General features: G+C 59.2%; 18 protein-coding genes. 3 read left to right on the top strand and 15 right to left on the bottom strand.

Annotated features, from left to right (window positions below; all coding sequences use genetic code 11):
• Positions 1 to 12: 12 nt before the first annotated feature.
• The 7 genes from Enr13x_RS23820 to Enr13x_RS23790 form a co-directional block, all read right to left on the bottom strand.
• Positions 13 to 792: a class I SAM-dependent methyltransferase gene (locus Enr13x_RS23820; RefSeq protein ID WP_145389336.1), complete on the bottom strand. Its 780-nt coding sequence runs from the start codon at positions 790 to 792 to the stop codon at positions 13 to 15.
• Complete coding sequence (locus Enr13x_RS23815; RefSeq protein WP_145389335.1) at positions 789 to 1265, bottom strand: GNAT family N-acetyltransferase; 477 nt, start codon at positions 1263 to 1265, stop codon at positions 789 to 791. Before Enr13x_RS23815 ends, Enr13x_RS23820 begins: the two co-directional genes overlap by 4 nt.
• Positions 1266 to 1268: 3 nt before the next feature.
• Complete coding sequence (locus tag Enr13x_RS23810; protein ID WP_197455311.1) at positions 1269 to 2126, bottom strand: glycoside hydrolase family protein; 858 nt, start codon at positions 2124 to 2126, stop codon at positions 1269 to 1271.
• Positions 2127 to 2245: 119 nt separating this feature from the next.
• Positions 2246 to 3220, bottom strand: a complete 975-nt coding sequence (locus tag Enr13x_RS23805) for a glycoside hydrolase family protein (RefSeq protein ID WP_145389333.1) — start codon at positions 3218 to 3220, stop codon at positions 2246 to 2248.
• On the bottom strand, positions 3217 to 3945 hold the full coding sequence (locus Enr13x_RS23800) for a WbqC family protein (protein WP_145389332.1): 729 nt from the start codon (positions 3943 to 3945) through the stop codon (positions 3217 to 3219). Before Enr13x_RS23800 ends, Enr13x_RS23805 begins: the two co-directional genes overlap by 4 nt.
• A gap of 360 nt (positions 3946 to 4305) precedes the next feature.
• Complete coding sequence (locus tag Enr13x_RS23795; RefSeq protein WP_145389331.1) at positions 4306 to 5175, bottom strand: LysM peptidoglycan-binding domain-containing protein; 870 nt, start codon at positions 5173 to 5175, stop codon at positions 4306 to 4308.
• A 1013-nt stretch (positions 5176 to 6188) separates the two neighbouring features.
• A complete protein-coding gene (locus Enr13x_RS23790; protein WP_145389330.1) occupies positions 6189 to 6383 on the bottom strand; it encodes a hypothetical protein in 195 nt (64 codons plus the stop codon).
• Positions 6384 to 6569: 186 nt separating this feature from the next.
• On the opposite strand from Enr13x_RS23790, the gene Enr13x_RS23785 reads away from it, so the two are divergent.
• Positions 6570 to 6929 (top strand): DUF952 domain-containing protein, encoded by a 360-nt coding sequence (locus Enr13x_RS23785; RefSeq protein WP_145389329.1) that lies wholly within the window; start codon positions 6570 to 6572, stop codon positions 6927 to 6929.
• Between the two features lie 148 nt (positions 6930 to 7077).
• On the opposite strand, the gene Enr13x_RS23780 is transcribed toward Enr13x_RS23785, so the two are convergent.
• The 3 genes from Enr13x_RS23780 to ruvB form a co-directional block, all read right to left on the bottom strand.
• Positions 7078 to 8451: a UTP--glucose-1-phosphate uridylyltransferase gene (locus Enr13x_RS23780; RefSeq protein ID WP_145389328.1), complete on the bottom strand. Its 1374-nt coding sequence runs from the start codon at positions 8449 to 8451 to the stop codon at positions 7078 to 7080.
• 99 nt (positions 8452 to 8550) lie between these two features.
• The gene (nth, locus tag Enr13x_RS23775; protein WP_145389327.1) at positions 8551 to 9204 is read right to left on the bottom strand and encodes an endonuclease III; all 654 of its coding nucleotides are present in this window, start codon (positions 9202 to 9204) and stop codon (positions 8551 to 8553) included.
• A 35-nt stretch (positions 9205 to 9239) separates the two neighbouring features.
• Entirely contained in the window at positions 9240 to 10301 is a 1062-nt protein-coding gene (gene ruvB, locus Enr13x_RS23770) for a Holliday junction branch migration DNA helicase RuvB (RefSeq protein WP_145389326.1), read from the bottom strand.
• 172 nt (positions 10302 to 10473) lie between these two features.
• Between ruvB and Enr13x_RS23765 the strand changes: the two genes are divergently transcribed.
• Positions 10474 to 11055, top strand: coding sequence for a sigma-70 family RNA polymerase sigma factor (locus Enr13x_RS23765; RefSeq protein ID WP_145389325.1), 582 nt, complete (start codon positions 10474 to 10476; stop codon positions 11053 to 11055).
• A 364-nt stretch (positions 11056 to 11419) separates the two neighbouring features.
• Here the strand turns inward: Enr13x_RS23765 and Enr13x_RS23760 are convergent, their stop codons facing one another.
• The gene (locus Enr13x_RS23760; RefSeq protein ID WP_145389324.1) at positions 11420 to 13801 is read right to left on the bottom strand and encodes a hypothetical protein; all 2382 of its coding nucleotides are present in this window, start codon (positions 13799 to 13801) and stop codon (positions 11420 to 11422) included.
• A gap of 406 nt (positions 13802 to 14207) precedes the next feature.
• Here Enr13x_RS23760 and Enr13x_RS23755 point away from each other — a divergent pair, with 406 nt between their 5' ends.
• Positions 14208 to 15977 carry a SulP family inorganic anion transporter gene (locus Enr13x_RS23755; RefSeq protein ID WP_145389323.1) on the top strand — a complete coding sequence of 590 codons (1770 nt, stop codon included), beginning with the start codon at positions 14208 to 14210 and terminating at the stop codon, positions 15975 to 15977.
• Positions 15978 to 16195: 218 nt separating this feature from the next.
• Here Enr13x_RS23755 and Enr13x_RS23750 read toward each other — a convergent pair whose 3' ends face one another.
• From Enr13x_RS23750 to Enr13x_RS23735, 4 genes are all read right to left on the bottom strand, one after another.
• Positions 16196 to 18199 carry a VWA domain-containing protein gene (locus Enr13x_RS23750; RefSeq protein ID WP_145389322.1) on the bottom strand — a complete coding sequence of 668 codons (2004 nt, stop codon included), beginning with the start codon at positions 18197 to 18199 and terminating at the stop codon, positions 16196 to 16198.
• Positions 18196 to 19089 carry a DUF58 domain-containing protein gene (locus Enr13x_RS23745; RefSeq protein ID WP_145389321.1) on the bottom strand — a complete coding sequence of 298 codons (894 nt, stop codon included), beginning with the start codon at positions 19087 to 19089 and terminating at the stop codon, positions 18196 to 18198. The genes Enr13x_RS23750 and Enr13x_RS23745 overlap by 4 nt, the downstream gene beginning before the upstream one ends.
• Positions 19090 to 19177: 88 nt before the next feature.
• Positions 19178 to 20035, bottom strand: a complete 858-nt coding sequence (gene ygfZ, locus Enr13x_RS23740; protein WP_145389320.1) for a CAF17-like 4Fe-4S cluster assembly/insertion protein YgfZ — start codon at positions 20033 to 20035, stop codon at positions 19178 to 19180.
• Between the two features lie 752 nt (positions 20036 to 20787).
• The gene (locus Enr13x_RS23735) at positions 20788 to 22611 is read right to left on the bottom strand and encodes a Gfo/Idh/MocA family protein (protein ID WP_145389319.1); all 1824 of its coding nucleotides are present in this window, start codon (positions 22609 to 22611) and stop codon (positions 20788 to 20790) included.
• Positions 22612 to 22650: the final 39 nt, after the last annotated feature.

The following is a 22650-nucleotide window of genomic DNA, read 5'->3' as shown; positions in this document are numbered from 1 at the left end:
GAGAAAACGGATTCAGACGCTGCCCATTTTATCGGGTAACGCGTCACCGCGGCGGCAAACCAGAAAGATGCTGGCGCACAGATCGGGATAGATCTGCCCGAGTTGATAACAGCCTTCCAGATAGTCGTCGGAGATGATGTCGGTTTGCAGCAACCGGTCCCACTGGAAATTCGCCAAGGCCTTGAAGAAAATGCCTGTTCGATAGACGACGTCCAGCCCGGCTGCGCGGGCATCGCGTTCCAGTGTGTCCAGGGAGTAGGTGATCCGGTGGCCGTGCTCGCGCTCGGCGGCGGTGACCGCGCTGTGATGGGAAATCAGCCCCATTTTCACGGCGATTTGCCGCGACGGCGCGTTCGCATTGGGACACACCAACAACAACCTGCCCTCATCGCTGAGCCATTCCCGGTTGATGCGCTCGAGAACCAAGACGGGGTCATCGAGGTGTTCGAGGACATGGGTCAAGACGATGTTGTCGTATCGAGTCGGCAACGTCACCTCTTCGAAGGTCCCGTGGATGCTTTTGACTTTGCCGGCGAGTGTCTCGTTCATCGTGGCGATTGCCGCATCGGACGCTTCGACACAGGTCAAGTCCTCAAAATGCTTGAGCAATCGTTTGGTGAAGCTGCCGTGAAAGCTGCCCAATTCCAAGCAGTTCCCCGATCGAAAAAACGGCTCAAACGCCCTGATCATGAAGCGATGCATCACGTCCAGGTCAAAGTTGTAGGCGTATTTGTGCTCGGGCGTATCTCGCAATTCGGCGTTGTAGTCGCGCGGTTCGTTCGATCCAGTCATCCGTCGATCCCCAAGTTAAGTTGCATCACCACGTTGGCGCCATCTTTGTCAAATCGGAGGTATCCAAGTTTTGAGTACAGTCCGATCGCCGGCACGTTCTCCGCCGAAACGTCCAACGCGATCGTTTGGACACCGCGCTGCTTGACGTCGTCGTGACAGCGGCACATCAAACGGCGAGCAATCCCCTGCGAACGGTACTCCGTCATCACACTGACGTTGGAAACAAACGCGCTGGGCGGCTGAGTCTGTTGATTGACGTAAGACGCCACCAATCCGATCAGTTTGCTCGCGTGCCAGGCCTCGAACGTCACCGAATGGTTGAACAGCTTTTCCGCGTACGTCGGCAGATCGACGCGCTCGGCAAGCGGCGGACGAAACTGTCCCGAACAGGCTTGTAAATGCTCCAGGATGTCTGCACCAGTCGCTTGCGAGATCGTGTATCGGATCGATTGGGGTGCCCGACTGGATTCCATGCATCAATCCTCCGCCACCGCGAGTCCGAAACCGCGCCGCCCGAACTCGTTTCCGTTGTACAGCAGATAAGCATTTTGGTTGTGATGAAAAACGTGGGGATAGCACATCATCTGGCTGTCCCACACCTCCGCGGACGCAGAACGTTCGATCCCGACCTGACGATCATCGCGGACCCAATGTTGCAGATCATCCGACGACGCATAGCCGATTCGATAGCCACGATCGGGATTGGTTCGAAAGTCGTTGGGGTAACGGTAACAGAAATACATGTGAAACCGTCCGCCGCGTTCAATGACGGTCGGCAACGCCTGGCATTCTCCATCGCCGATCGCGTCTGCGACAATCTGGTCTCCGCCGTCCTTTGTCCAATGGACGCCGTCGGGTGAGGTCGCGTGGGCGATCTTGTAAATTCGGTCCGGTTCGGATTGACCGGGAAACTGTTGCCAAGGATGACCAAAGATGTACCACATGTGAAAGACATCACCGAAACGCTGCACGAAACCATCGCCGACCAGGCAGGGCTCGTGCCGGGTCGCCGACAGGATTGGGCCGTCTCCGATTCGCCGGAACGTTATTCCGCCGTCATCGCTGATTGCTAGGCCAATCCCCGTTTCGACGGACACCCCCACCCGTCGACTCCAACCACACGTGTAAGCGAACACTCTGTCGCCGACGCGAATCGGATTGAACGGAAAGATGCCGTGCTCGTCAAAGCAGCCAAGTCCGCCCAGCGGGAGGGCGGGCTGTTCGGTGACTCGCAGAACCTTTTGCAGTTCCCAGTCAAAGTCCACGTACAGGACATGGCTGCGAAATTTGCCGGTGTCGGCGTCGCGCTGGCGCGAGGAAAAGTAGATGCGCACGAAACCGTCGCACACCAAGGCCTGGGGGGACTGAGCGAACTCGACGCAATCGGCGGGTAAGTCGTAGTCGGTTGGATCGAAAAGGCGACCCCGTTTTCGCCATCGTGGCGCGTGCTTGGTCACAATTCGCCCTCCAACACCGCGACGCCGAATCCGTGTCGGCCGACGTGATTGCCGAGATAGAACAGGTAGGTGTGTCCCTGGTGCTGGAGCAGATGCGGATAGCTGACCATTTCACTGTCCCAGCCACTTTCGGAAACCGTGATGCCCGCTCGGTCGTCGTCGCGTGTCCAATGCAACAGGTCTTCGGAGTGGGCATAGCCGATCCGATAGCCGCCGCTTTTGCCGCGATAGTTTCGGCTGCGACGGTAGCAGAAGAACATGTGGTATTTGCCACCCGAAAAGATCACATCGGGGCTGGCCTGGGCTTCGTCGGGTTCAATGCGGCTGTCCAACAGGTCTTCACCGTGCTTGTGCCAGTTGAGGCCGTCATCGGAAGTCGCCATGCGGATCTTGTAGACCGGTTCGGCGCGGCCGTTGTCGACGATCCACTTTCTGCCCGCGATGTAGAACAGGTACCAGCGGTCATTGAATCGGCGGATCTTGGGGCCGCTGATCACAAAGGGCTCGTCCGGTGTATACGGAATCACCGGACCGGGGCCGAGCTTCGTAAACGTTCGGCCGCCGTCAACACTTTCCGCCACACCGATCGCCGTATTGAACGGAACGGATTCACATCGCGTCCATCCCGCGTAGTAGGCGCGATACACGTCGTTGTCGCGGATCACCGAAATGGGATAGATGCCGAATTGGTCGAACATGCCCATCTCGCCCAGCGGCAGCACGGGGCGATCGCTGACGTGGAGCACCTTTTGCAGGTCGGATCGGTCGAGATCTAGATACGTGGAATAACTCGTGTACTGGCCGTCGGAATCGGGCACCGGACGGCACGAAAAATAGACGCGTAAAAAGTCATCGTGCGGTACGACGCATGGCGCCTGAGCGAATTCATCAATCCAGCTCGCCCCGGGACAGGTTGACTCGGTCGGGTCAAACACCTTGCCCAGTTTCTTCCAACGATAGCGCTCCGTCATGACACCGGCACGGGATTGGCAACCAGTGTGTATCCATTTTCCACCCACTCGCGAACCGTTTCTGTCGTGTTAAACATCAACACATCGAGGATGGAAAGCCAAGCGACAAAGGGATGATTGAACTGTTGATAAGACCGGTTCTCCGATTGAATGAACCTCAAATCAAGGCCCTGCGAGTTGAATTCCGCATGGTCATACAACGCCGCGCCGCCGATCGCGTTGACATACGTCGTCGCGCCAAGGGCGTGGCAGATCGCCAAGACTTTGTCTTGACCACGGGCGGAGTGGTCGATCGGAACGCTGGATGAATCGATGATCGAAGTCTGGATCCCAATGTGCTCACAAAGCAATTGAATTGAGTGTTTGATGAAGCGAAACAAATTCGAATCGGGGTATTCGATCGCCGTCATGAACAGCCCCATCGCGGCGGTGAAGTTCGGGGCCTTTTGGTAGGCGGCTCGAACTCGATTCAACAGTTTGCGTCGATCAAAGTCCGGGGAAACCTCTCGCTGTTCGATCGTGCTGTAGTCGGACGCCTTGCGCAGCGGAATTGAAAACATCACATCGCTGCCATCGAGCAGCATCCGGTTGCGATTGATCCAGCCTTTCTTGGTGTACTGCAGATTGTCGTAGAGCACCAATGCGTCGGCCGCGTGCAGCAGGTGAAAGTAGCCGACGTAGGGAAAGAAGTACGGCTGCATGATGGCGATCCGCTTCTCCCCCATTGCAATGCCCCGTTGTAGAAGTCGTCGGAAATCCAGAATCGATTGAATGCGCCGCGCGCGGCATCACCCACGTCTTTGGATATCGTCATCGCTTGAGCGAACCTTGAATCGGCCGATGACGACGCTCATGCGATTGCTAGCAACTTGTGATCGCTCGGATTGGTTTCGAGGCTGGCAGGCACACGACGTGTGACTGAGAAGAGAAGAAGGTCAAAAAATGGGTTGGTCAAAAAATGTGGCGACCCGTGTAGACCAACCCGCCTCAGCCGCTTCCATTTTTTGACCACCCAATCTTTTGACCAACCCCCAAGCGAACCGCAAGGTTTGGGTCTGTCCCCGGTCTGCGACCGATTCGTCGCTCTATCCGCCCTTGGTCAGATTGGCTCCGACCCAGTAGCCCCAACTGCCTCGCGCCAACACGCGTCTCCCCTGGTAGCCCTGGTCGGCGATGTGCATCCCATCGATAGTGGATCCGGACAACGAATAGCGGAGGAAGATGAAGGAGTGTCCGATTCCGCGGGGCCGTTTGTTCTCTCGGACAAGTTCGTAATTCGACTTGGTGCTCCAGGTTTGAATCACGGCACCCGGTTTCAGATGCCCGGCCCAGATTCCGTTTTGCTCGACGAGCGTTCCAAGCTTCGCGTACGCCATCGCTCCCGCAGCGCCTTTGCCGCGGTATTTTGCAGGAAGACGAAACCAAGTGTTTGTCTTGGTGTTGATGAAAGAGCCCCAGAGTCGACCGAAGGACGTGCGACTGGACAGCGACGGAAGCGCAACACCCACCTCGATCGCAGCAGCCTTCACCCGGTTGTATGCGATTTGATAGCACAACCCGCCGGGGTACTTTTCGCTTTCGCTCAGGTTGTTGTACAGCTCGGCCACCTTGTTTCCGAACCGGTTTCCTTGTGGCTGTGGAGCGCCGGTGGGCAGAAAGATCATCCCGCTCTTGTTCGCCGGATCGTATTTTGCCCCGCGAAAATGAACGTACTTTTGTCCACGCGGGGGTCGGGGGCATTGGACGTAGTTCACCAAGTACCAATTGATCTCGGCGGATTTCAGCGTGCCAAAATTGAATCGGATCAGTTCCTTGGCATCCAGGCCATGATCTTTTGCAATCGAGACGAAGGTCTCGCCATCTTTCTGGCCCACCTTGTAGGGAACCGGCTGTTGGTCGGTCGTTGGAGTGGGTGGCCACGGTGCCTTTCTGGCAGGTTCTTGAATCGTTGCCATTGTCGTCTCGTCCCTTGGGTTTGCGTGGAATTCAGAGGTGGACCAACCGCGTGAGTCGACCTGCTGGTGATCGGGCCTTGCAAATTGGGGCGAAGTCACCTCGTTCAGATTTCCAAGCGAACAATCAACGTTTTTGTTGCAACAAACTTGATGCCTCCGAGAGATTTTTTGCGTCTCCGAGCAGAGCCCGGGGCGCTGTGGAGCATTTTTTAGCGGCAGGGCGCGAGCCCTCCGGTGTTTTGGCAAAGAGGAAGAACCGGAGGGCTTGCGGGCTGTCGATTGAGTCGGGATCTGCTGAGTCAATGGTGAGCCGCTGGCCGTAAGGCCCCGGGCAGCGTCGCAGTGCCCGGCCGCTTACGCGCCCGCGGCTCACCAAACCGACAGCCCGCTTGCACCCTACCGCTATAACCTCCAGAAACACATGGGAAAAATGCTTCCTAGCGTTAAGAGCCCGGGGGCGAAATCGAAAGCATCCGTCAGTCGAAAGGGCCGACAGCGACACGGCGCGGATCCGAGGTCCGCACGCACGTTGTGGTACGGGAGAAGAGATGGGGGTCAAGAAATGCAGCCAGCTTTACAGGCAAATCCTCCCAGTCCCTGCCATTTTTTGACCACCCAATCTTTTGATCCACCCCAAAGCGAGTGAGCCAACCGCCCGGGGTCTGTCCGCAGTTGGTGCGCATTTTTCTTCGTTTTTCGCACGACCAGTCGTACCAAGTGCGAAAAACCTTCACCCATCGCGGCGTCCGAGCTATCCCGGAGGGATCACAGCGAGTAGCCGGAGGTCAGCGCAGCGCCACCTCCGGACCACGCCCCCAATCCTGCCCCCGACCCCGGACGGGGTCGCAGCAAATCCCGACACCCCGCGTGTTCAGCCTCCCGCTCAATGGAAACCCCAGAGTCCGACCGGAAAATCTGTCGCGATCACTGTCGGCAAGCCGTTGTTCCGAGCCCACAGAACGCAGCAGGAAGGTAGGAAAATTTCGGGTAGGAAAACGGATGCCCGAAAAACTTCACACCCGGCAAACCCGAATCCAAATCAAAATGCCCAGGACGAAGACCGCGATGCCGAACCAGCCGAATGCGTCCATTTCGGCGCGTGTCGCCGTCCCGAACGACCATCCGAAACAGAACACCGACAACACTCCCCACAGCAACCCCGGGTGGTCGTTGTCTTGAGTGGCGATCGGAGCGCGATAAGGATTCATGGCGTCGGTGTGTGGAGAGATGTCTTCATGGGATAGCAAGCAGTATAATTCAAGCACCGTCATCACAGATGAACATTCGAATGTAGGATCGCGTTCTACGAAAGCATCGGATTTTGCGAAGATGATGGGGGCCGTTTTGGGAAACGATTGATTGATGATTGAGGAGGGCAAGTTTTGAATACGCCGATGGTCTACAAAATTCTCGCGAAAACCGACTGGGACGACGCCCAAGCCGCGGGTGTCTTCGCCGGCTGCGGCATCGATTTGACCGACGGCTTTATCCACCTGTCCGGTCACAACCAGGTCGAGACGACGGCGAAGCTATACTTTGCCGGGCGAGAAGATTTACTGCTGCTGACAATCGAAGCGAGCAAACTGGGCGAATCGCTGCGGTGGGAAGCATCGCGTGACGGAGCTCTGTTCCCGCATGTCTATGGTGACATTCCACTCGACGCGGTGATTTCCGTCGATCCGTTGCCAGTCAATGATGACGGAAGTCATCGGTTTCCAGATTCGTTTGAACGGCTCGACCAAGAGACGGGGTGATTGGGTAATCTGGTTGGCAGCCTATTCGGTAGGGCATGCTGTGCATGCCATTTGTCATGCGCAGCATGACCTACCCTATCTGCCATTTGTCATGCGCAGCATGACCTACCCTATCTGCCATTCGTCATGCGCAGCATGACCTACCCTATCAGGCGAATGTCTGGTCGCCTTCGTAGGTTCCCGCGGGGACGGTTGCGGGTGCTTCACCGCCGACCAGACTCGCGGTGCCTCGGATGGTGATGCCTGCGGAGAGTTTCAGGTTTCCGCTGACCTTCAGCGTCTCGCAATCACTCAGCGACGGCGTGTCTTCAAACCGCTGATCGAGATCGCCGATTTTTTTGAAGTAGCGATCGTCCAGGGCGACGTGCGGCGGAACGCCGTTTCGACTGGCGATCAAGCCTACCGAAAAATCCTCGCGGACTTCATAGGCATCCGAACGCACGGCGATCAGATCGCCGGTCGTTTTGACCGGGGCGAACCGAGATCGGGGGACGCGGATGGCATCGGTATTGGGCAGCACTTCGATCGCGGCGCCCATCGCGGTTTCCAACTGGTAGACCGCGGTCGAGGAAGCGTCTTTGGGGTCAACCGTTTTTCGGTTCGTGATCGTCGGCAGCGAGACGACGCCATCGTTGGAATCAAGGAACTCGGACAGGGCGACCAAGTCGATCCACAAGTTGTTGGTGTTGAAGTAGCGATGCGTGGTGATGTCTTGAAACTGTGCTTCTTCGTCGCCGTGGCATTGGGCTTTTTCACGTAGCAACAGTTGCCCGTCGGCACGACGTGCCAAGTGACCACCTTTGCGGTCCGCCGGCGTGCGGTCGGCGACTTCCATCAAAAACGATTTCCCGCTTTCGATGAAGTGCCCCAAAATGCTCAGGTCCAGCGTCGCGCCGAGATTGTCGGCGTTGGAAACAAATAAATAACGCCGGCCGTCTTGGAGTAATCGTTCGAGCGTTCCGCTGGTCACCAACGCTGCGTAAATGTCGCCGTGACCGGGAGGGCACCATTGCATCGACGGATCGGCCGGCCACACGGCGGGTTCGAGCGTCGTTGCATCGATCTTGGGGACCTGGTGTTGCAGGAACGAGATCACCTCGACATCAACGTCTCCCATCGCCGAAATCGCCTCGTCGGTTTGCGTTGCCGTTGAGAAGCTGTTCATCAGCACCAACGGCACCGACAGCAATTCGGCTTGGCGAAGGATGAAACTGAGAAATGAATCTTCGCCCCGCACGCTCAACAACGACTTGGGGCCTTCCAATCCCATCGATGTTCCCAGCCCACCGTTGAGTTTCAAGACGGCAACGGAATCGAGTTTTGCCCGACCGGTTTCTTGCATCGCCGGCGGCAGCGTTTCGGCATCGGTCACATCCGACGCGGGCTGGATGTCCGCTTCGCGGATAAAGCTTTCGGTTCCCGAGCAGAGTTTTTCGTAGTGCTGCCGGAACAAGCCTTTGACGATTTCGGGGACCTCGGCTTGGTCGAGAACGGCTTGGACGGCGGGCCAGTTGGAAGACATGGTTGCACGCGTTGACAGGGGAAAGATCTGATCCGTGGGTTTATAGGTGTAAGGCCAGTGTGGGATCAGATCAAGTACGTCTGGGGGAGGAGACCGACATCACGCCTTTTTCAGCGCGACCGGCTTTTTTCGATTCGGGTAAAGATCGCGACAAAGGTCGCACTTCGTTCCGTCACAGCCCCGCGCGGTACAGAACTCTCGCCCGTAAAAAATGATCTGCAGATGCAGCTTGTTCCACGATTCACGTGGAAACAATTTCTTCAGATCCGCTTCGGTCTGCGCCACGCTTTTCCCGTTGGAGAGGCCCCACCGCTGGGCGAGGCGGTGAATGTGGGTGTCGACGGGGAACGCGGGGACGCCGAACGCCTGGGCCATGACCACACTGGCCGTCTTGTGGCCGACACCGGGCAACGCCTCCAGCTCCTCAAACGACTGCGGAACCTGGGCTGCATGTTTTTCGATCAGGATCTTGGACAGCCCGTCCAGGCTTTTCGCCTTTTGTTTGGACAGTCCGAGGGGACGAATGATTTCCAGGATCTTTTCTTGGCCCAGCGCCGCCATTTTCTGCGGCGTCCCGGCGACACGAAACAGTTCCGGAGTGACCTCGTTGACTTTCTTGTCGGTGCACTGGGCACTCAACAAGACGGCGACGAGTAACGTGAACGCATCGGAATGATCGAGCGGAATCGGCGTTTCGGGGTAGAGTTCGTCCAGTCGCCGCTGGACCAGCGCGGCACGTTCTTTTTTCAGCATGGTTGGCAAGATCGCAAGCTGGAAGCTTACGCCACTTAGACGGCGGGGGGCGGCATTTTCATGTGCTCGAATGCCTTGCTGGTCGCCATTCTTCCACGCCGCGTTCGAACGATCAACTCGCTGCGCAACAAGAAAGGTTCGACTTCGTCCTCCAGCGTGTCGCTGCTGACGTTCATCGTGTGGGCGATCGCTTCGAGTCCGCTGGGACCGCCGCCGAAGACGCGGATTAAGGTTTCAAGATAATTGCGGTCCTGTTTGTCCAGACCGAGTTTGTCGATCCCGATCATGTCCAACGAATCGCGGGCGACACCGATCGTGACGGACCCCTTGGCTTTGATTTGGGCGTAGTCGCGAACCCAGTGCAGTCGATTGTTGGCCAAACGCGGTGTCCGACGACTTCGCCGAGCGATCTCTCCGGCGGCCGGTTGATCGATCTCGACGGCCAGCTTTTTGGCGTTTCGAATCACCAGTTCACAAAGCTGGTCGTCGCTGTACCAGCCGAGGTGTTCGCGGATCTGGAATCGGTCACGCAGCGGCGCACTCAGCATGCCGGCTCGGGTGGTCGCGCCGATCAAGGTGAAGGGTTGCAGTTCAAAGTTCAACGTTCGAGCGTTGACCCCTTCACCAAGCACGATGTCGATCCGAAAATCCTCCATCGCCGTATACAAGTACTCTTCGACCGCCTTGGGTACGCGGTGGATTTCATCGATGAACAGCACCGACTTTTCCGAGACATTGGTCAGGTAGGGGAGCAGATCTTTGGGGGCACTCAGTCCGGCCCCGTTGGCCATCTGCACGGTCGTGCCCATTTCGGCGGGGATGACGGTGGCGAAGGTCGTTTTGCCAAGCCCAGGAGGGCCGTCAAACAAGATGTGCCCGAGCGGTTCGCCCCGCCCGGTGGCGGCATCGATGGCAATCTTCAGCCGCTCGATCACGTCCCGCTGGCCGACCATTTCGTCCAGCCGGCGCGGCCGCAGCTTTCGCTCCTGATCGTCCGGACCCTCGGCACTGGCCGACGCGACGACCGGCGGATCACCCGGAGGCAGATCACCCGGGACGGCCGGTTCGGATTGTTGGTAGACTGCTTCTCGCGCCATTGGGTACTCATCCGTGTGGAAACACATTTGCGAAGATTTCTTTGCAGTGACTGTTTTAACCGAATTTGGCTTTCAAGTCGGCGCGAGATTTGTCCGGTGCCCGACGATTCTCCGCCGCGACAGCTCTACGGCCCTGCCGACCCCCCGGCACCGCCCACGCAAGGAATTTTCAATGTCTGAATCCCTCCCTTCCTCTCGGCCCATCGACGTGTCCGACCCCGCAATCGTCGCCCAATACGAGCCTTATCTGCGGATGCTGGCCCGGACGCGGATGCGGCGGGCCTACCAGGCCAAAATCGGTGCCTCCGACATGGTGCAGCAGGCGATGATGCAGGCCGTGCAGGGATTCGAGGGGTTTCGCGGGTCCACCGAAGGCGAATTGCTGGCCTGGCTGAGGCAGATCCTGGCGCATCACCTGTGCCACCTGGACCGGGATCTGCACCGCGACAAACGCGACATCCGCCGAGAACAATCGATGGAGCAGAAACTGGCCGCCTCGTCGATGCGGCTGGAAGGATTGCTCGCCGGCGATTCCCCGACGCCCAGCCAGAATGTCGCGTTCGGCGAGAGCGTGATTCAGATCAGCCAGGCGATTGCCCAACTTCCCGATGCCCAGGCCGATGCCGTTCGGTTGCATTACCTGGAAGGCATGAAGCTAAGCGAGGTGGCTGCCGAACTGGGGAAATCCACCGGCGCCGTCGCGGGGTTGTTGCATCGGGGCATGAAGGCGCTGCGGAAGCAACTTGGGGATTGATGGCGTGCCTGTTGGTGTCTCGCCTTGAGAGACCATCCAGCTTGGGACGTACGATGGCCCTTCCGGGCCGTCGTCCGTAGGACTCCCGACGACGACCTGGAAAGGACGTCGTACAACTCTGCTCGACGGCCCCTTTGCTGCGAGGGACTTCGATTCTTTTGCTGCAGCGTTTGGCAACCCATTTAGTTTCTCTCCCTCTGGGAGAGACGGCGTTTGCGCAGCAAGCAAACGCCAGAGAGGGCTCGCGCTGCAAAAGTCTTGGCGACTACCGCTACGATCAAATCCGTCACTTCTACAATCGACGTCCCGAGCAGCGAGATCGGCGGCTGAAGCCTGCACACCAGCCTCTGTTGGTGTGATGTGCTTAGTTTTTTGCGAACGCTTCGAATCGCTTGCGTGTTGCTCCATCGACGGGGCGGTGCAATAGCAGGACGTATTGAGCCCGCTTGCGCGATTGTTCCTGGTCGCCGATTTCAGCCAGCCACTCGATCGCTTGCAGCTTTGCCTGGTACCAGTCCTCATTCCCGATCTTCATCGTCGCGGCCAGGCGATCGGCCAACTCGATCGCCGACCGCTTGGCGGCTTTGGAATCGCTGCCGGCCAGCAATCGCATGCCGCGTCGCAACGATTGGGGCTTCGCGTCGCCCGAGAGCGCCAGCCGCACGATCCCCTTGACGGACGTGTCGTCCGGCGCACTCCAAAACTGCGCCGTTGCCGTTTGCCATTCGGATGCATCGGGCCAGCCCAGCAGAACAGACCCGATTGCCGGTTGCGTCGCCGCGTCGAGCATGGCGTCGCGTTGCAGTCGCCATCGCGCCCGCAACAGAATCGTGTCGTCGACAGCGTCGGTTGCAATCGCTTCCCCGCCACCTCCACCGCTGGCCCGGAATCGTTCCAACCGTCTTAAGAACTCCGTTGACGGATCCGCGCCGGTTAATGTTGTTGCATCGAATGCCATTTGCGGACGATCAAAAAACAGAATCGCCGCTCGATGAACCGGGGCCGCGAAGGCATCGTTTTCGGCGGCGAGTTCACCGAGCGTGGCGGCGAGCGAGTTGAGTTCGTTGGTGACTTGGTCCAGTTCAAGTTTCGACAGGTAGTCAAACCACAACGTCAGGGTGGGTTCGAATTGATCGACGCGTTGCCCGAGCGTCAGCAGTTCCAATGCGTCGCGAGCGGCCTGTTCCCGGCGTCCGGATTGCACCAAGATCCGACACAGCCACTCGTTCGCCTTGAGCGCCGCTTCGCTGCTCGGCCAGGTTTGCGAAACTTCTTTCAGCAGGTCTTCCAGCAGCGTCAGGCGTCGTTTCGGATCGTCGGCCCCGGCAAACGGTTTGGACGCCAACAGCGCCGCCTGCATCGTCAATTGGGTCGCGTTGTCGTCAATCGCATGTTTTCGAGCGGTTTGCCGCAGCACCTCAATCGCCTGCTGCGAATCCTTGGCTGCGATCGCCGCCGCGGCGCTCTTGGCTGCGTATTGAAACGCCGCCTCGGGGACCGGTTCGGCCAGCGCGGCTTCCCGCAACAACCCCGCCGCCTGTCGCGGGTCCTTGCGTCGCAACCAGTCTTCGCCCTGGGCCGCGATCAACGCGGGGCTCAGCCGACGGCGGTCGGCCATCCCGTCCGGCGAGGCGGTGGATCGAAGCAGGGCGATCGCGATCGATTCCGCTCTTCGGCGTGCAAACGCGCCGCCACGACGCTCGATCCGATCGATCCACCGGGCCACCTGGCCATCGTCTTTCGCGTCCGCCAACAGCACATCCAATTTCGCAAAATCCACCTCCAGGTTCTGCGGTTGGGCATCCGCTGAACCCGATGATCGGTAATAGGCATCGCAAATCGCGCGGGCGGATGCAGAGTCGCCCTTGGCGAGTGCTAAACGGATCCGCAACGCGGTCCAACGCGGTGAATCGTTGGCAGCGGACGGGCCCCCCGCAGCGGCGATGATTTCGCCGGCGGCCGCAACATCACCGCTTCGCAACAGCGACTCGGCTCGCAAGGCCCTGGCGACACGCTTGGCTTCGGATCCGTCGGGTAGCGTCAGGATCGCCTCCTCCGCCACCACCGCTGCATCGGCGGCCGCGGCTCGATAGTCATCGGAACCTCTGGGGAACAGTTCGCTTTGCAGCAGCGCGATCGAAACGCGCTGCAGCGACAACTCTTGCAACAATCGCTGGTATTGATCCGCGGCAATCCGGCCCGGCGACTTCGCCCCACGGGTGGTTTCGGCGGTTCGTGCGCTCCACTCTCGGCGTGCCGTTTCCTGCAGTTCGTTGACGTCGTACTGCAGACGCGAAAACTTGCTCAGCAACTCGTCGGTCAGGCTTGGGTCGGGGGGCGAGACCGATGCGGCGACAATCGCCGCCCTCAAGATGCGTTGGCGAATGGCCAATCGAGTGGCGTGCAGGAAAACGACCGACGGCGACTCGGGGTAACTGGATAACAGCAACACGAGGGGCTGGCACGCCGAATCGATCGCGGGATCAATGCGTTGGGAAAGGTCGGAAACCTTCCCGTCAAAGATCGTTGTGGTATTCCGTTCGGCGAGCACCTGGGCCAACCGCGCCGACCATTTGGCGTGCGGCAGCAAGCCTTCGGGATGCCGGCGCAGCTGGTTTCGGCAAACCCACTCGGCATCGTCCAAGCGGCCGGACGCCGTCAAGGACTGGACCAGATCGTTGGCGGTATCGTCGGTCGTGCGAACGCCGGCCCAACCGAACGGTGACGTGATGCCGAACAGGAGCACGCAAATCGCCAGCCGCCAGTCGCAACGTGGCCGGTCGCAACGTAGCCAATCGCGACGTGCATGGATTGTCCATCGAGCACGCGAGGTGGGCGGCGCGATCACGTTCGGGTGGTGCGGTCGTGGTCGCGGGGGAGCGAGCATGGTGATGATGCAGATAATGAAGTCGAAATATTTTTTTACTTTTTTGACGTCGCCGGGTTCCAAACCCATGTGGTTTGCGACGTCGGGCACCGACCTAGCGTAGCGGGTAGGTGGCGGATTTTCACCTCACCGAAGAATGTGATGATTCGGTCATTTTTTAGACGCACGCCATGCGCTTGATCCTTTCTTGACCGCGTGGCGATGGAAAGTAGGATTCGCGGTTGTTTCTTTTTATGATCACCCTTTCTCTGCCCTGATTGCTTGAATGCTGAATTTCTTCCGTGCCGGAACCGCGAACGCTAAAGACGATCTTCTTTCCGGCTTGACCGTCGCGTTGGCGTTGGTCCCTGAGGCAGTCGCGTTTGCCTTTGTCGCCGGTGTTTCCCCCCTGATCGGATTGTATTCGGCATTTTTCATCGGCCTGATCACGGCCGCCTTTGGTGGGCGCCCCGGCATGATCTCCGGTGCCACCGGCGCGATGGCTGTTGTCGTGGTGGCTTTGGTCGCGATGCATGGCGTGGAATATCTGTTTCCCGCGGTCATCTTGTGCGGCATCTTTCAAATCACCGTCGGCGTCGCCCGGCTGGGAAAATTGATTCGAATGGTTCCCCACTCGGTGATGCTGGGGTTCGTCAACGGTCTGGCGATCGTGATCGGAATGGCTCAATTGGGCAGCTTCAAAACGCTCGATCTATCGACGGGAAATCTGGTGTATCTGACGGGGCCCCGGCTGTACGTCATGCTGGGGCTGGTTGCGATCACGATGCTGATCATCTATCTGCTGCCCAAACTGACGCGTGCTTTGCCGGCGTCGTTGGTGGCGATTTTGTCGGTCACCTTTTTGTCGGTGGCGATCAATCGAAGCGGCGTCATTTCGGGCGATGAAATCACGCCTAACGCGGTCGCCACGGTCGGCGACATGCTGAAGACCAATTTCAAGGCCAGCCAAATCACCGAGGCCCGGCAGAACGATCCGACCAACGTGGCTTCCGATGAGCTGTTGGCCGAGTTCCGCCGCGTCAGTTACCAAAATGATGAAGTCGTCGGCCCGGTGTTACGCGATCCTGCGACCGACGCTGCGGAAGTCGAACCCGCCGGTGGCGACGAAGAGTCGTCGATCAGCGGCGGACTGCCGATGCCGTTCTTTCTGCAATACACCGTTCCGCCGATGACGATGGAAACGCTGTGGATCATCCTGCCGTTCTCGCTGACTTTGGCGGGGGTCGGGCTGATCGAATCCCTGATGACGTTGACGTTGATCGATGAGATCACGGAAACGCGAGGCCGCGGGAACCGCGAATGCGTCGGCCAAGGTGCTGCGAATATTCTTTGTGGACTGTTCGGCGGGATGGGCGGTTGTGCGATGATCGGCCAATCGTTGATCAACGTGAATTCCGGCGGACGCGGCCGATTGAGTGGGATCACCGCGGCGGTCTGCTTGCTGGCGTTCATTCTGTTTCTCGCGCCGTGGATCGAACAGATCCCGATGGCCGCCCTCGTCGGCGTGATGTTCATGGTCGTCATCGGAACGTTCGAGTGGGCGTCACTGAAGATGGTTCGCCGTGTTCCGCGGGCCGATTTCGCGGTCATGCTTTTGGTCGCCGGCTACACCGTCATCATGCACGATTTGGCCACCGCCGTCATCTTGGGCGTGATCGTATCGGCCTGTGTGTTCACTTGGACGCACGCCACCCACCTGGGTGCAGAAACCCAGATCAACGAGTACGGCAGCAAGATCTACCAGCTGCACGGCCCCCTGTTCTTCGCTTCGGCAACTTCCTTCAAAGAGTTGTTCGATGTCCACAAGGACCCCGACGATGTCGTGATCGATTTTTATTATACCCGCGTCTATGACCAATCCGGTCTGGAAGCAATCAACGTGCTGGCCGAAAAGTATGAATCGGCGGGCAAGCGTTTGCATCTGACCCATCTCAGCGACGAATGCCGCGGATTGCTGGACAAGGCGGGCGATTTGGTCGAAGTCAACCTCTCGGAAGATCCCCAATACCACGTCGCAACCGATCGGTTGGGGTGAGGGATCCACTCGTTCCAGGGCTCCGCCTTGGAACGCGAGGTCGGTGTGGCTACGGCCACACGCGGTTGATGCTCAGGAGGCGGGAGCCTCCATGACAGGGTGTTCCCAGGCGGAGCCCGGGAACAAGGGAAAGTTAGTAGGTGATGCTGTGCATCACCTCCCGCACGCACAGCGTGCCCTACAGATGATCGACAGGCTGGAAGCCAATCCCACACCCGCTAGGCGATGCGTCGATTGTACAACCACCATTCGACGGCCAGGACCACCAGAACCGCACCCAACAGCCAGCGCCAATACTCCTGGCGGGTCTCGATCATCCCGGCGGTTTCGATGGTTTCGTAGCCGAGTTCAAACGTCTCACGCGGCTGGATTTGGCTTTCCAGTCGGCTGAACAGGTTGATGCTGAACAGATCCACCAGCTTGTCTCCCGCGGTGACCCGGTAAGACCCAGGCATCTCGGAATCGACGAATTCCACGCTGCCGGAGTTCCCGGTTCGAACCGATTCCGGGGTCCCACTGCCACGCGCGATCTCGACCGAATCGATCTGGCTTTCCACTCTTAGCCGGACCGTGTCGCCGGGCAAGAACGAGGGTGCGGCGGTCGCATCGGCCGCGCCGGCGAGATGCCGCAGGACGTTCAATAAAAACACCGGCCAAGAGCGTTCGGCGTACCAGTTCGTGTTCGTCTGCGGCGTGCCGTCTTCGCCGGTGGTGACGATTTCAAACCCGAGGACCAAATCCTGGTAGCCGTCGCGCGGCGCCAGCGCGAGCACGGTTCCGTTGTCGGCGCCGACCAATTCACGGGTCCCGGTGGGGCCGCTGACCGATCGGCCTTCAAAGATCAGCAGCGAGAACAGTTCCAAAAACTGCATCATCGGATGGGTGCGATCGACGTCGACCAGGATCGTTTGGCCGGGTTCGCTTGCCCAAGACCATTGGTCGCTCGGCAGGGCGCCGATGAAAAAGGTATTGGTCGCCGGCAAATTTTGGGGACGGCAGCGATCGTAGAGGATCAGATCGTCCAGGCCCGCTTCCGCCCGCGCCTGGTATTCTGGTGTTTCGAGATAACTGGGGGATTGGAATTCGGCGATGCAAATCTTCGCCGCACTCTCGGTGGTCAAGCCGATCTCCAGCGGTTTGTTTCCATCGGTCACGACCAGCACCGACACGGTACGCAGGGGCCGCAAACCCGCGTAGGCAAAATTATCGATCAACAAATCGTCATCAAACGGTTGGTCTCGCGACGCCCCGGAGCCGGGTGATTCCAGCCGCATTTCCAGTGACGCGGCATCCTCTTGTCCGGCCAGCGAGAACGTCAGTCCGGTTTCTTCCCCCGGCGCGAGGGTGAGCGATTCGGATTCACGCCAGATGCCGTCGACGTACAGCGAGAGATTGAAGGTTTCGGCGCCGGTCCCGAAGTTGACGATCGTCGCAAAGGCCTGGGCGTCGCCAGGTTTTTCGACGTTGCGATCGGCGCTGAATGCCGTGACGGCGACGTTGCGCGATTGATCGGAGCCGACTTTTAGATAGGTCGGAACGAGGTTGCCGACGTTGAAATCGCTGACGTTTCGAAACCCACCGTCGCTGTAAATCAGCAAATCCGCCGGCATCGGATCGGCAACCTGGACGTCGTTTTCGTCTCCGGTGGTGCTGCTGCGGCGCGGATTGGCCAATCCATCGGCGGCTTCCAGTGCACCGATGATGTCCGTCGGACGGTTGGTCACTTGAGCCCGTTCCAATGCGGCTCGCAAACGCCCGCGATCGCTGGTAAATGATTGCAGCACCTCGGCCCGGTCGCTAAACGTGACCAACATGGCGGTTTCGCGTTCCTCCATCCCATCGATCTGCTCGCGGATCATTTTGCGAGCCACTTCGAAGCGGTTTCTTTGTTCGCCCGCATCGGTCGCCATCATGCTGGCCGACGCATCCAGCAGAAACACCTTTCTGCCCTGACTGGTCGATTCGCCCTGCACGCCGGGACGCAACAACGCAAACGCTGCCAAGGCCACTGCGAGCAGCTGCAAGAACAACAGCAGATTCTGTCGAATCCGCTGGAACAAGCTGTTCACATGCAGATCTTCGACGGTTCGGGACCACAGATAGGTGCTGGGGATCTCGACCGGTTCGCGTCGCAGTTTCAAAAAATACAGCAGAATGATGCCGGTCGGCACGGCGGCAAACAGCGCCCACTGCCACGGCAGAAGCGTCGAAATCCAATTCATCGCACGACGCCTCGTTTGCGGAGGTAGCGGGTCATCACATCATCCACCGGCTGGTCCGTTCGAACGGGCAGGTAGGCGATGCTGCGTCGTGAACAGAAACTCTTGACGCTGCTGAGAAACGATTGCAGCGTCAACTTGTATCGCTCGAGCACGTAATTGTTGATCGTGATCTCGGTTTCATCGCCGTCTTCGCAATCGATCAATCGCCGATCTCCGCGAATCGGCGGATCGATTTCTTCGGGTGACAAGATATGCATCACGTAGACGTCCATCCGCCGGCCGACCAGCATCCGCAAGGCCGCTTCGTAACCCGATTTGTCCATCAGGTCGGTGATCAAGACGACGACGCCGGTCCCTGAATTACGCAACGAAAAATCCTTGACCGCGTCGTGCAGCGAAACATTGTCGCCACTGTCAAGGCTCTCCAGATACTGCAGCATTTTCCACAAGCCGCTGCGGCCGCGCAGCACCGGTGCGCGACGTCCCTGGTCACCGAGTGCTTGAACGCCGACCCGGTCGGCGCGACACAGGCCGATGTAGCCCAGCGCGGCGGCCATCTGTTTGGCGACGTGAAATTTCGTCGGCGTGCCAAAATTCATCGACTCGCTGCAATCGATCAACGCGTAGACGTGCAGGTCTTCTTCTTCCTGAAACAGTTTCAGGAACAATTGATCCAGGCGGGCGTACAAATTCCAGTCGATCAATCGCAGATCGTCGCCGGCGACGTAGTTGCGAAAGTCGGCAAATTCGACGCTCTGCCCTTTGCGTTTGCTGCGGCGTTCGCCCTTCATTCGCCCTCGAAACACTTTGCGTGAAACGAGTTCCAAACGTTCCAGTTTGGCGAGCAGATCGGGCGAGAGTAGCGGAATCGATTCGGTGGTGGCACTCATGTTCGCTAGTGTAGCGGAATTGCCGTGGGAGAGGCTTCCGGCCTGTCATTTCGGGATCGACAGGCTGGCAGCCTCTCCCGCATCGTGCCTAGAGCACCGTCGCCGTAAACCCGTCCCCTTGGGCGTTTGCGCCGGGATCGAAATGCGAGCGTCGTGCGATCCCAATCGCGACCGCGGTGTCCTCGCCCGTCTTGGCAACGCTGGTCAATCGTCCGACGACTTTCGCGTCGGCGCTGACTTCGCTGCCCGGGGCGGGAATCGATCCCGAGGTCTGCCATCGAACCAGTTGTTTCTGGACCTGACCCAACGCGTCCAACCGGGCGACCGTTTCTTGCCCCAGGTAGCAGCCCTTGGTGAAGGAAATCGATTGCTTGATGCGGGAGGCTTCCTGGGGCAGATTCTTTTCCGACAGATCAACGCCGAACCAAGGGAACCCGGCCAGCGTGCGGGCGTGATGAAACTCGTCGTCATCCCCCGCCGTTTCTCCGGTCGAGCGAATGACTTGTTCGATGGCCCCCGGCGTTTCGGTGACCAACACGATCGTTTGCTCGCCCAGCCAATCCACGTCGTAGCGCATCGCGTTGGATTCGCCCCAGTCGGTTTCTTCTCGCAGCGTGACCGGCGCGTCGGGGGCGAGGACGAACACAGACAACTCCGAGGAATGGTCGACGGGCGTGGCGTCTTCGCGAATCGTGTAGCGATCGGCGTGCGTGGCGATTGCGTCGGCCTGGCCGTCCGCGCCGATCATCCGGAACCCCTCCGGCGTGCGAAACGCAACGACGTGCGCCACGGTTTTGCCGCGCACGTCGGTCAGAAACGTTTCACAGCCGCAACCGATCTGCAAGGACTTGACGTCGTTGGTCGTCAGGTTGTTCAGGATGGCCGTGGCGTCGTCGCCGACAAGGTCCAAGACGGTTGCGGCGGAGAGACGAAAGACAGCTGACATGTATGGCAGGGAGAGATTGGAAGGGGGGCAGAGACAAATCGCTGGAGCTTAGGGACCGTCCAGCATAGGACGACCGGTTATCGAGTACGACGGCCCTTCCGGGCCGTCGTCCGCTGGACTCCCGACGACGACCTGGAAAGGACGTCGTACAACGGTCCGGTTATCGAGTACGACGGCCCTTCCGGCCCTTCCGGGCCGTCGTCCGTTGGACTCCCGACGACGACCTGGAAAGGACGTCGTACAACGGTCCGGTTATCGAGTACGACGGCCCTTCCGGGCCGTCGTCCGTTGGACTCCCGGCGACGACCTGGAAAGGACGTCGTACAACGGTCCGGTTATCGAGTACGACGGCCCTTCCGGGTCGTCGTCCGTTGGACTCCCGACGACGACCTGGAAAGGACGTCGTACAACGGTCCGGTTATCGAGTACGACGGCCCTTCCGGGCCGTCGTCCGCTGGACTCCCGACGACGACCTAGAAAGGACGTCGTACAACGGTCCGGTTATCGAGTACGACGGCCCTTCCGGGTCGTCGTCCGTTGGACTCCCGACGACGACCTAGAAAGGACGTCGTACAACGGTCCCCTTTCCCTACACCATGTCGTGGAGGCTCCCGCCTCCTGAGCGTGAACCGCGTGTGGCCGGAGCCACACCGACCTCGCGTTCCAAGGCGGAGCCCTGGAACGAGTGAGCCCTGGAACGAGTGAAGGGCTAGACACCAACGTGCGCTGGTGTCTGGCCCCCAGCGCGATCGCTACGTCACGTCCTTGAGCATGAATTCTTGCTCGCGTTTGATGTCGCTGCCGTCTGGGGTTGCATCATTATCGATGTCAAACCATTCCTCTTTGTACTCGAGGTAGCCGCCCTTTCCGGCTTGCGAATTCTTCAGCGCGACGTTGGCTCCCAGAGCGATCACGGCATCTCCCATCGCGACTTCGGGATAGCAACGCACTTGGTTTTCCTTGTCGGGATTGCGGATGCAATACGCCCAGTGCTCGATCTCTTCGCGATACCCTCGGCTGACCGGACCCGACGCGGCGGTCTGGGCGACCGGGGCGGCGAAATCGCCGCTGGCACTGGTGTCCAAGGCGTATCCGCCCTCTTCCTTTTTGACGCCGACCTTGCTGCTGGTATCGCTGTTTCGATACAGCAGAACATCGGTTTCCTTGTCCAACACCAACGTGCCCTTGCTGCCCATGACGACTTCGCCCCAGCCGCCGAATCCGTTGCCGTTGATGGTGCTGTAGGTGACGACGACTTTTTTGTTGGGGTCTTGCTCGTATCCGGGCACGGCTCCGTTGGGATAGTTTTGGACCGGATCGTAATAGCCGACGTCGAAGGTCTCGGCGTATTCGGGGCCGGGGAACTCGAACGTGCAATAGATATGGTCACCGGCGTCGCGGTCGTGTGGCATGATGTGTCGTCCGCCGACGGCATGGACCGACAAGGGGTGCACTTTCTTTCCGTCATCACGCAGTGACGAGAGGAAAATACTGACGGCATCCAGCTGGTGGCTTCCCAATTCGGCCATCAACCCCGCACCGGTCCGCTCGAACAGTCGCCAGCGGTGCAGTTCTTCTTCGGCGGTGAACATGGTGTCGCCACGGCCAAAGTCTTGATAACCATGGTCGCGGGGATCGACCGACTTGTCGGCATCCCAGGCTTCCCACTGCGCGATTTCGGCCTGCAGCCGCGTGATGTCCGACCCGGTCGCGGTTTTCAACTTGGCTTTGCGGTAGGCGAGATCTTTGGCGATCTTGTCATACAGTTTCCCGTTGGCCATCTTTTCGCCGCCGGGAATCGGCATCGACCAGCTGTCGCGACCGGGCAGGTTTCCGCGGTGCCATTGGGCGCGGATGTGGTGCAGTTGGCCCAGCAATCCCCAGCGAATCAGGTTGACCGCGTTTTCATATTTGACGTTGTAGTGTCGTTGGTGACCGGTGGCCAAGTGCAGCGGATTGCCCTGCTTGTCTTCGCCCGCGGCTGCCATCCGGCCCATCACCTTGCATTGGGCGACGTTGTGTGCCATCAGTTTTTCGGTCAGCACGTGCAGGTTTCGCTCCATCGCCAGCGCGGCGACCGGGGCGTGCAACCACAGCGGCAGCGCGATGATGACGGCTTCGATATCGGGGTCGTCCAGGCAGGCCATGATGCCGCCATTGGAACCGTCGTAAACCTTGACGTTCTTCCGCGCTTCGGCTTCGTTGCTGTAGCCGGCGACGGAGATCAATCCGGGGCGACGGATCAATGCCGAGGCACTGCTGCAGTCACCGTGGAAGGCGCGATGTTGGCTGAAGGGCCGGATGTCGCAGATCGCTTTGACGTCGACATAGTTTGGATTGCAGCCGCCGATCAGCACGCTGCCTTCGTCGCCGGTTCCGATCACGGCAATTCGCACCGGATCTTTGACTTGGCCGTAGCCAAAGTAAGCGGCACCCAGACCGGCACCACTGACGGCGCCGGTGGCGACGATGCCTCGTAAAAAGTCTCGACGATTGACGTCGTAGTAACTGGTCACGGCGTTGTAGTAGTTTTGTTTTCCTACTTCACGTTCGTCACTGGAGAGCTTGTCGACCATGGGATTGTCCTCGGATGGGGTTCGTGCTTGATTGGGGTT

The organism is Stieleria neptunia (assembly GCF_007754155.1).
Taxonomy (GTDB): Bacteria; Planctomycetota; Planctomycetia; order Pirellulales; family Pirellulaceae; genus Stieleria; species Stieleria neptunia.
Note: the sequence above shows the minus strand (reverse complement) of the source record. Positions and strands in the feature narration are given on the sequence as shown.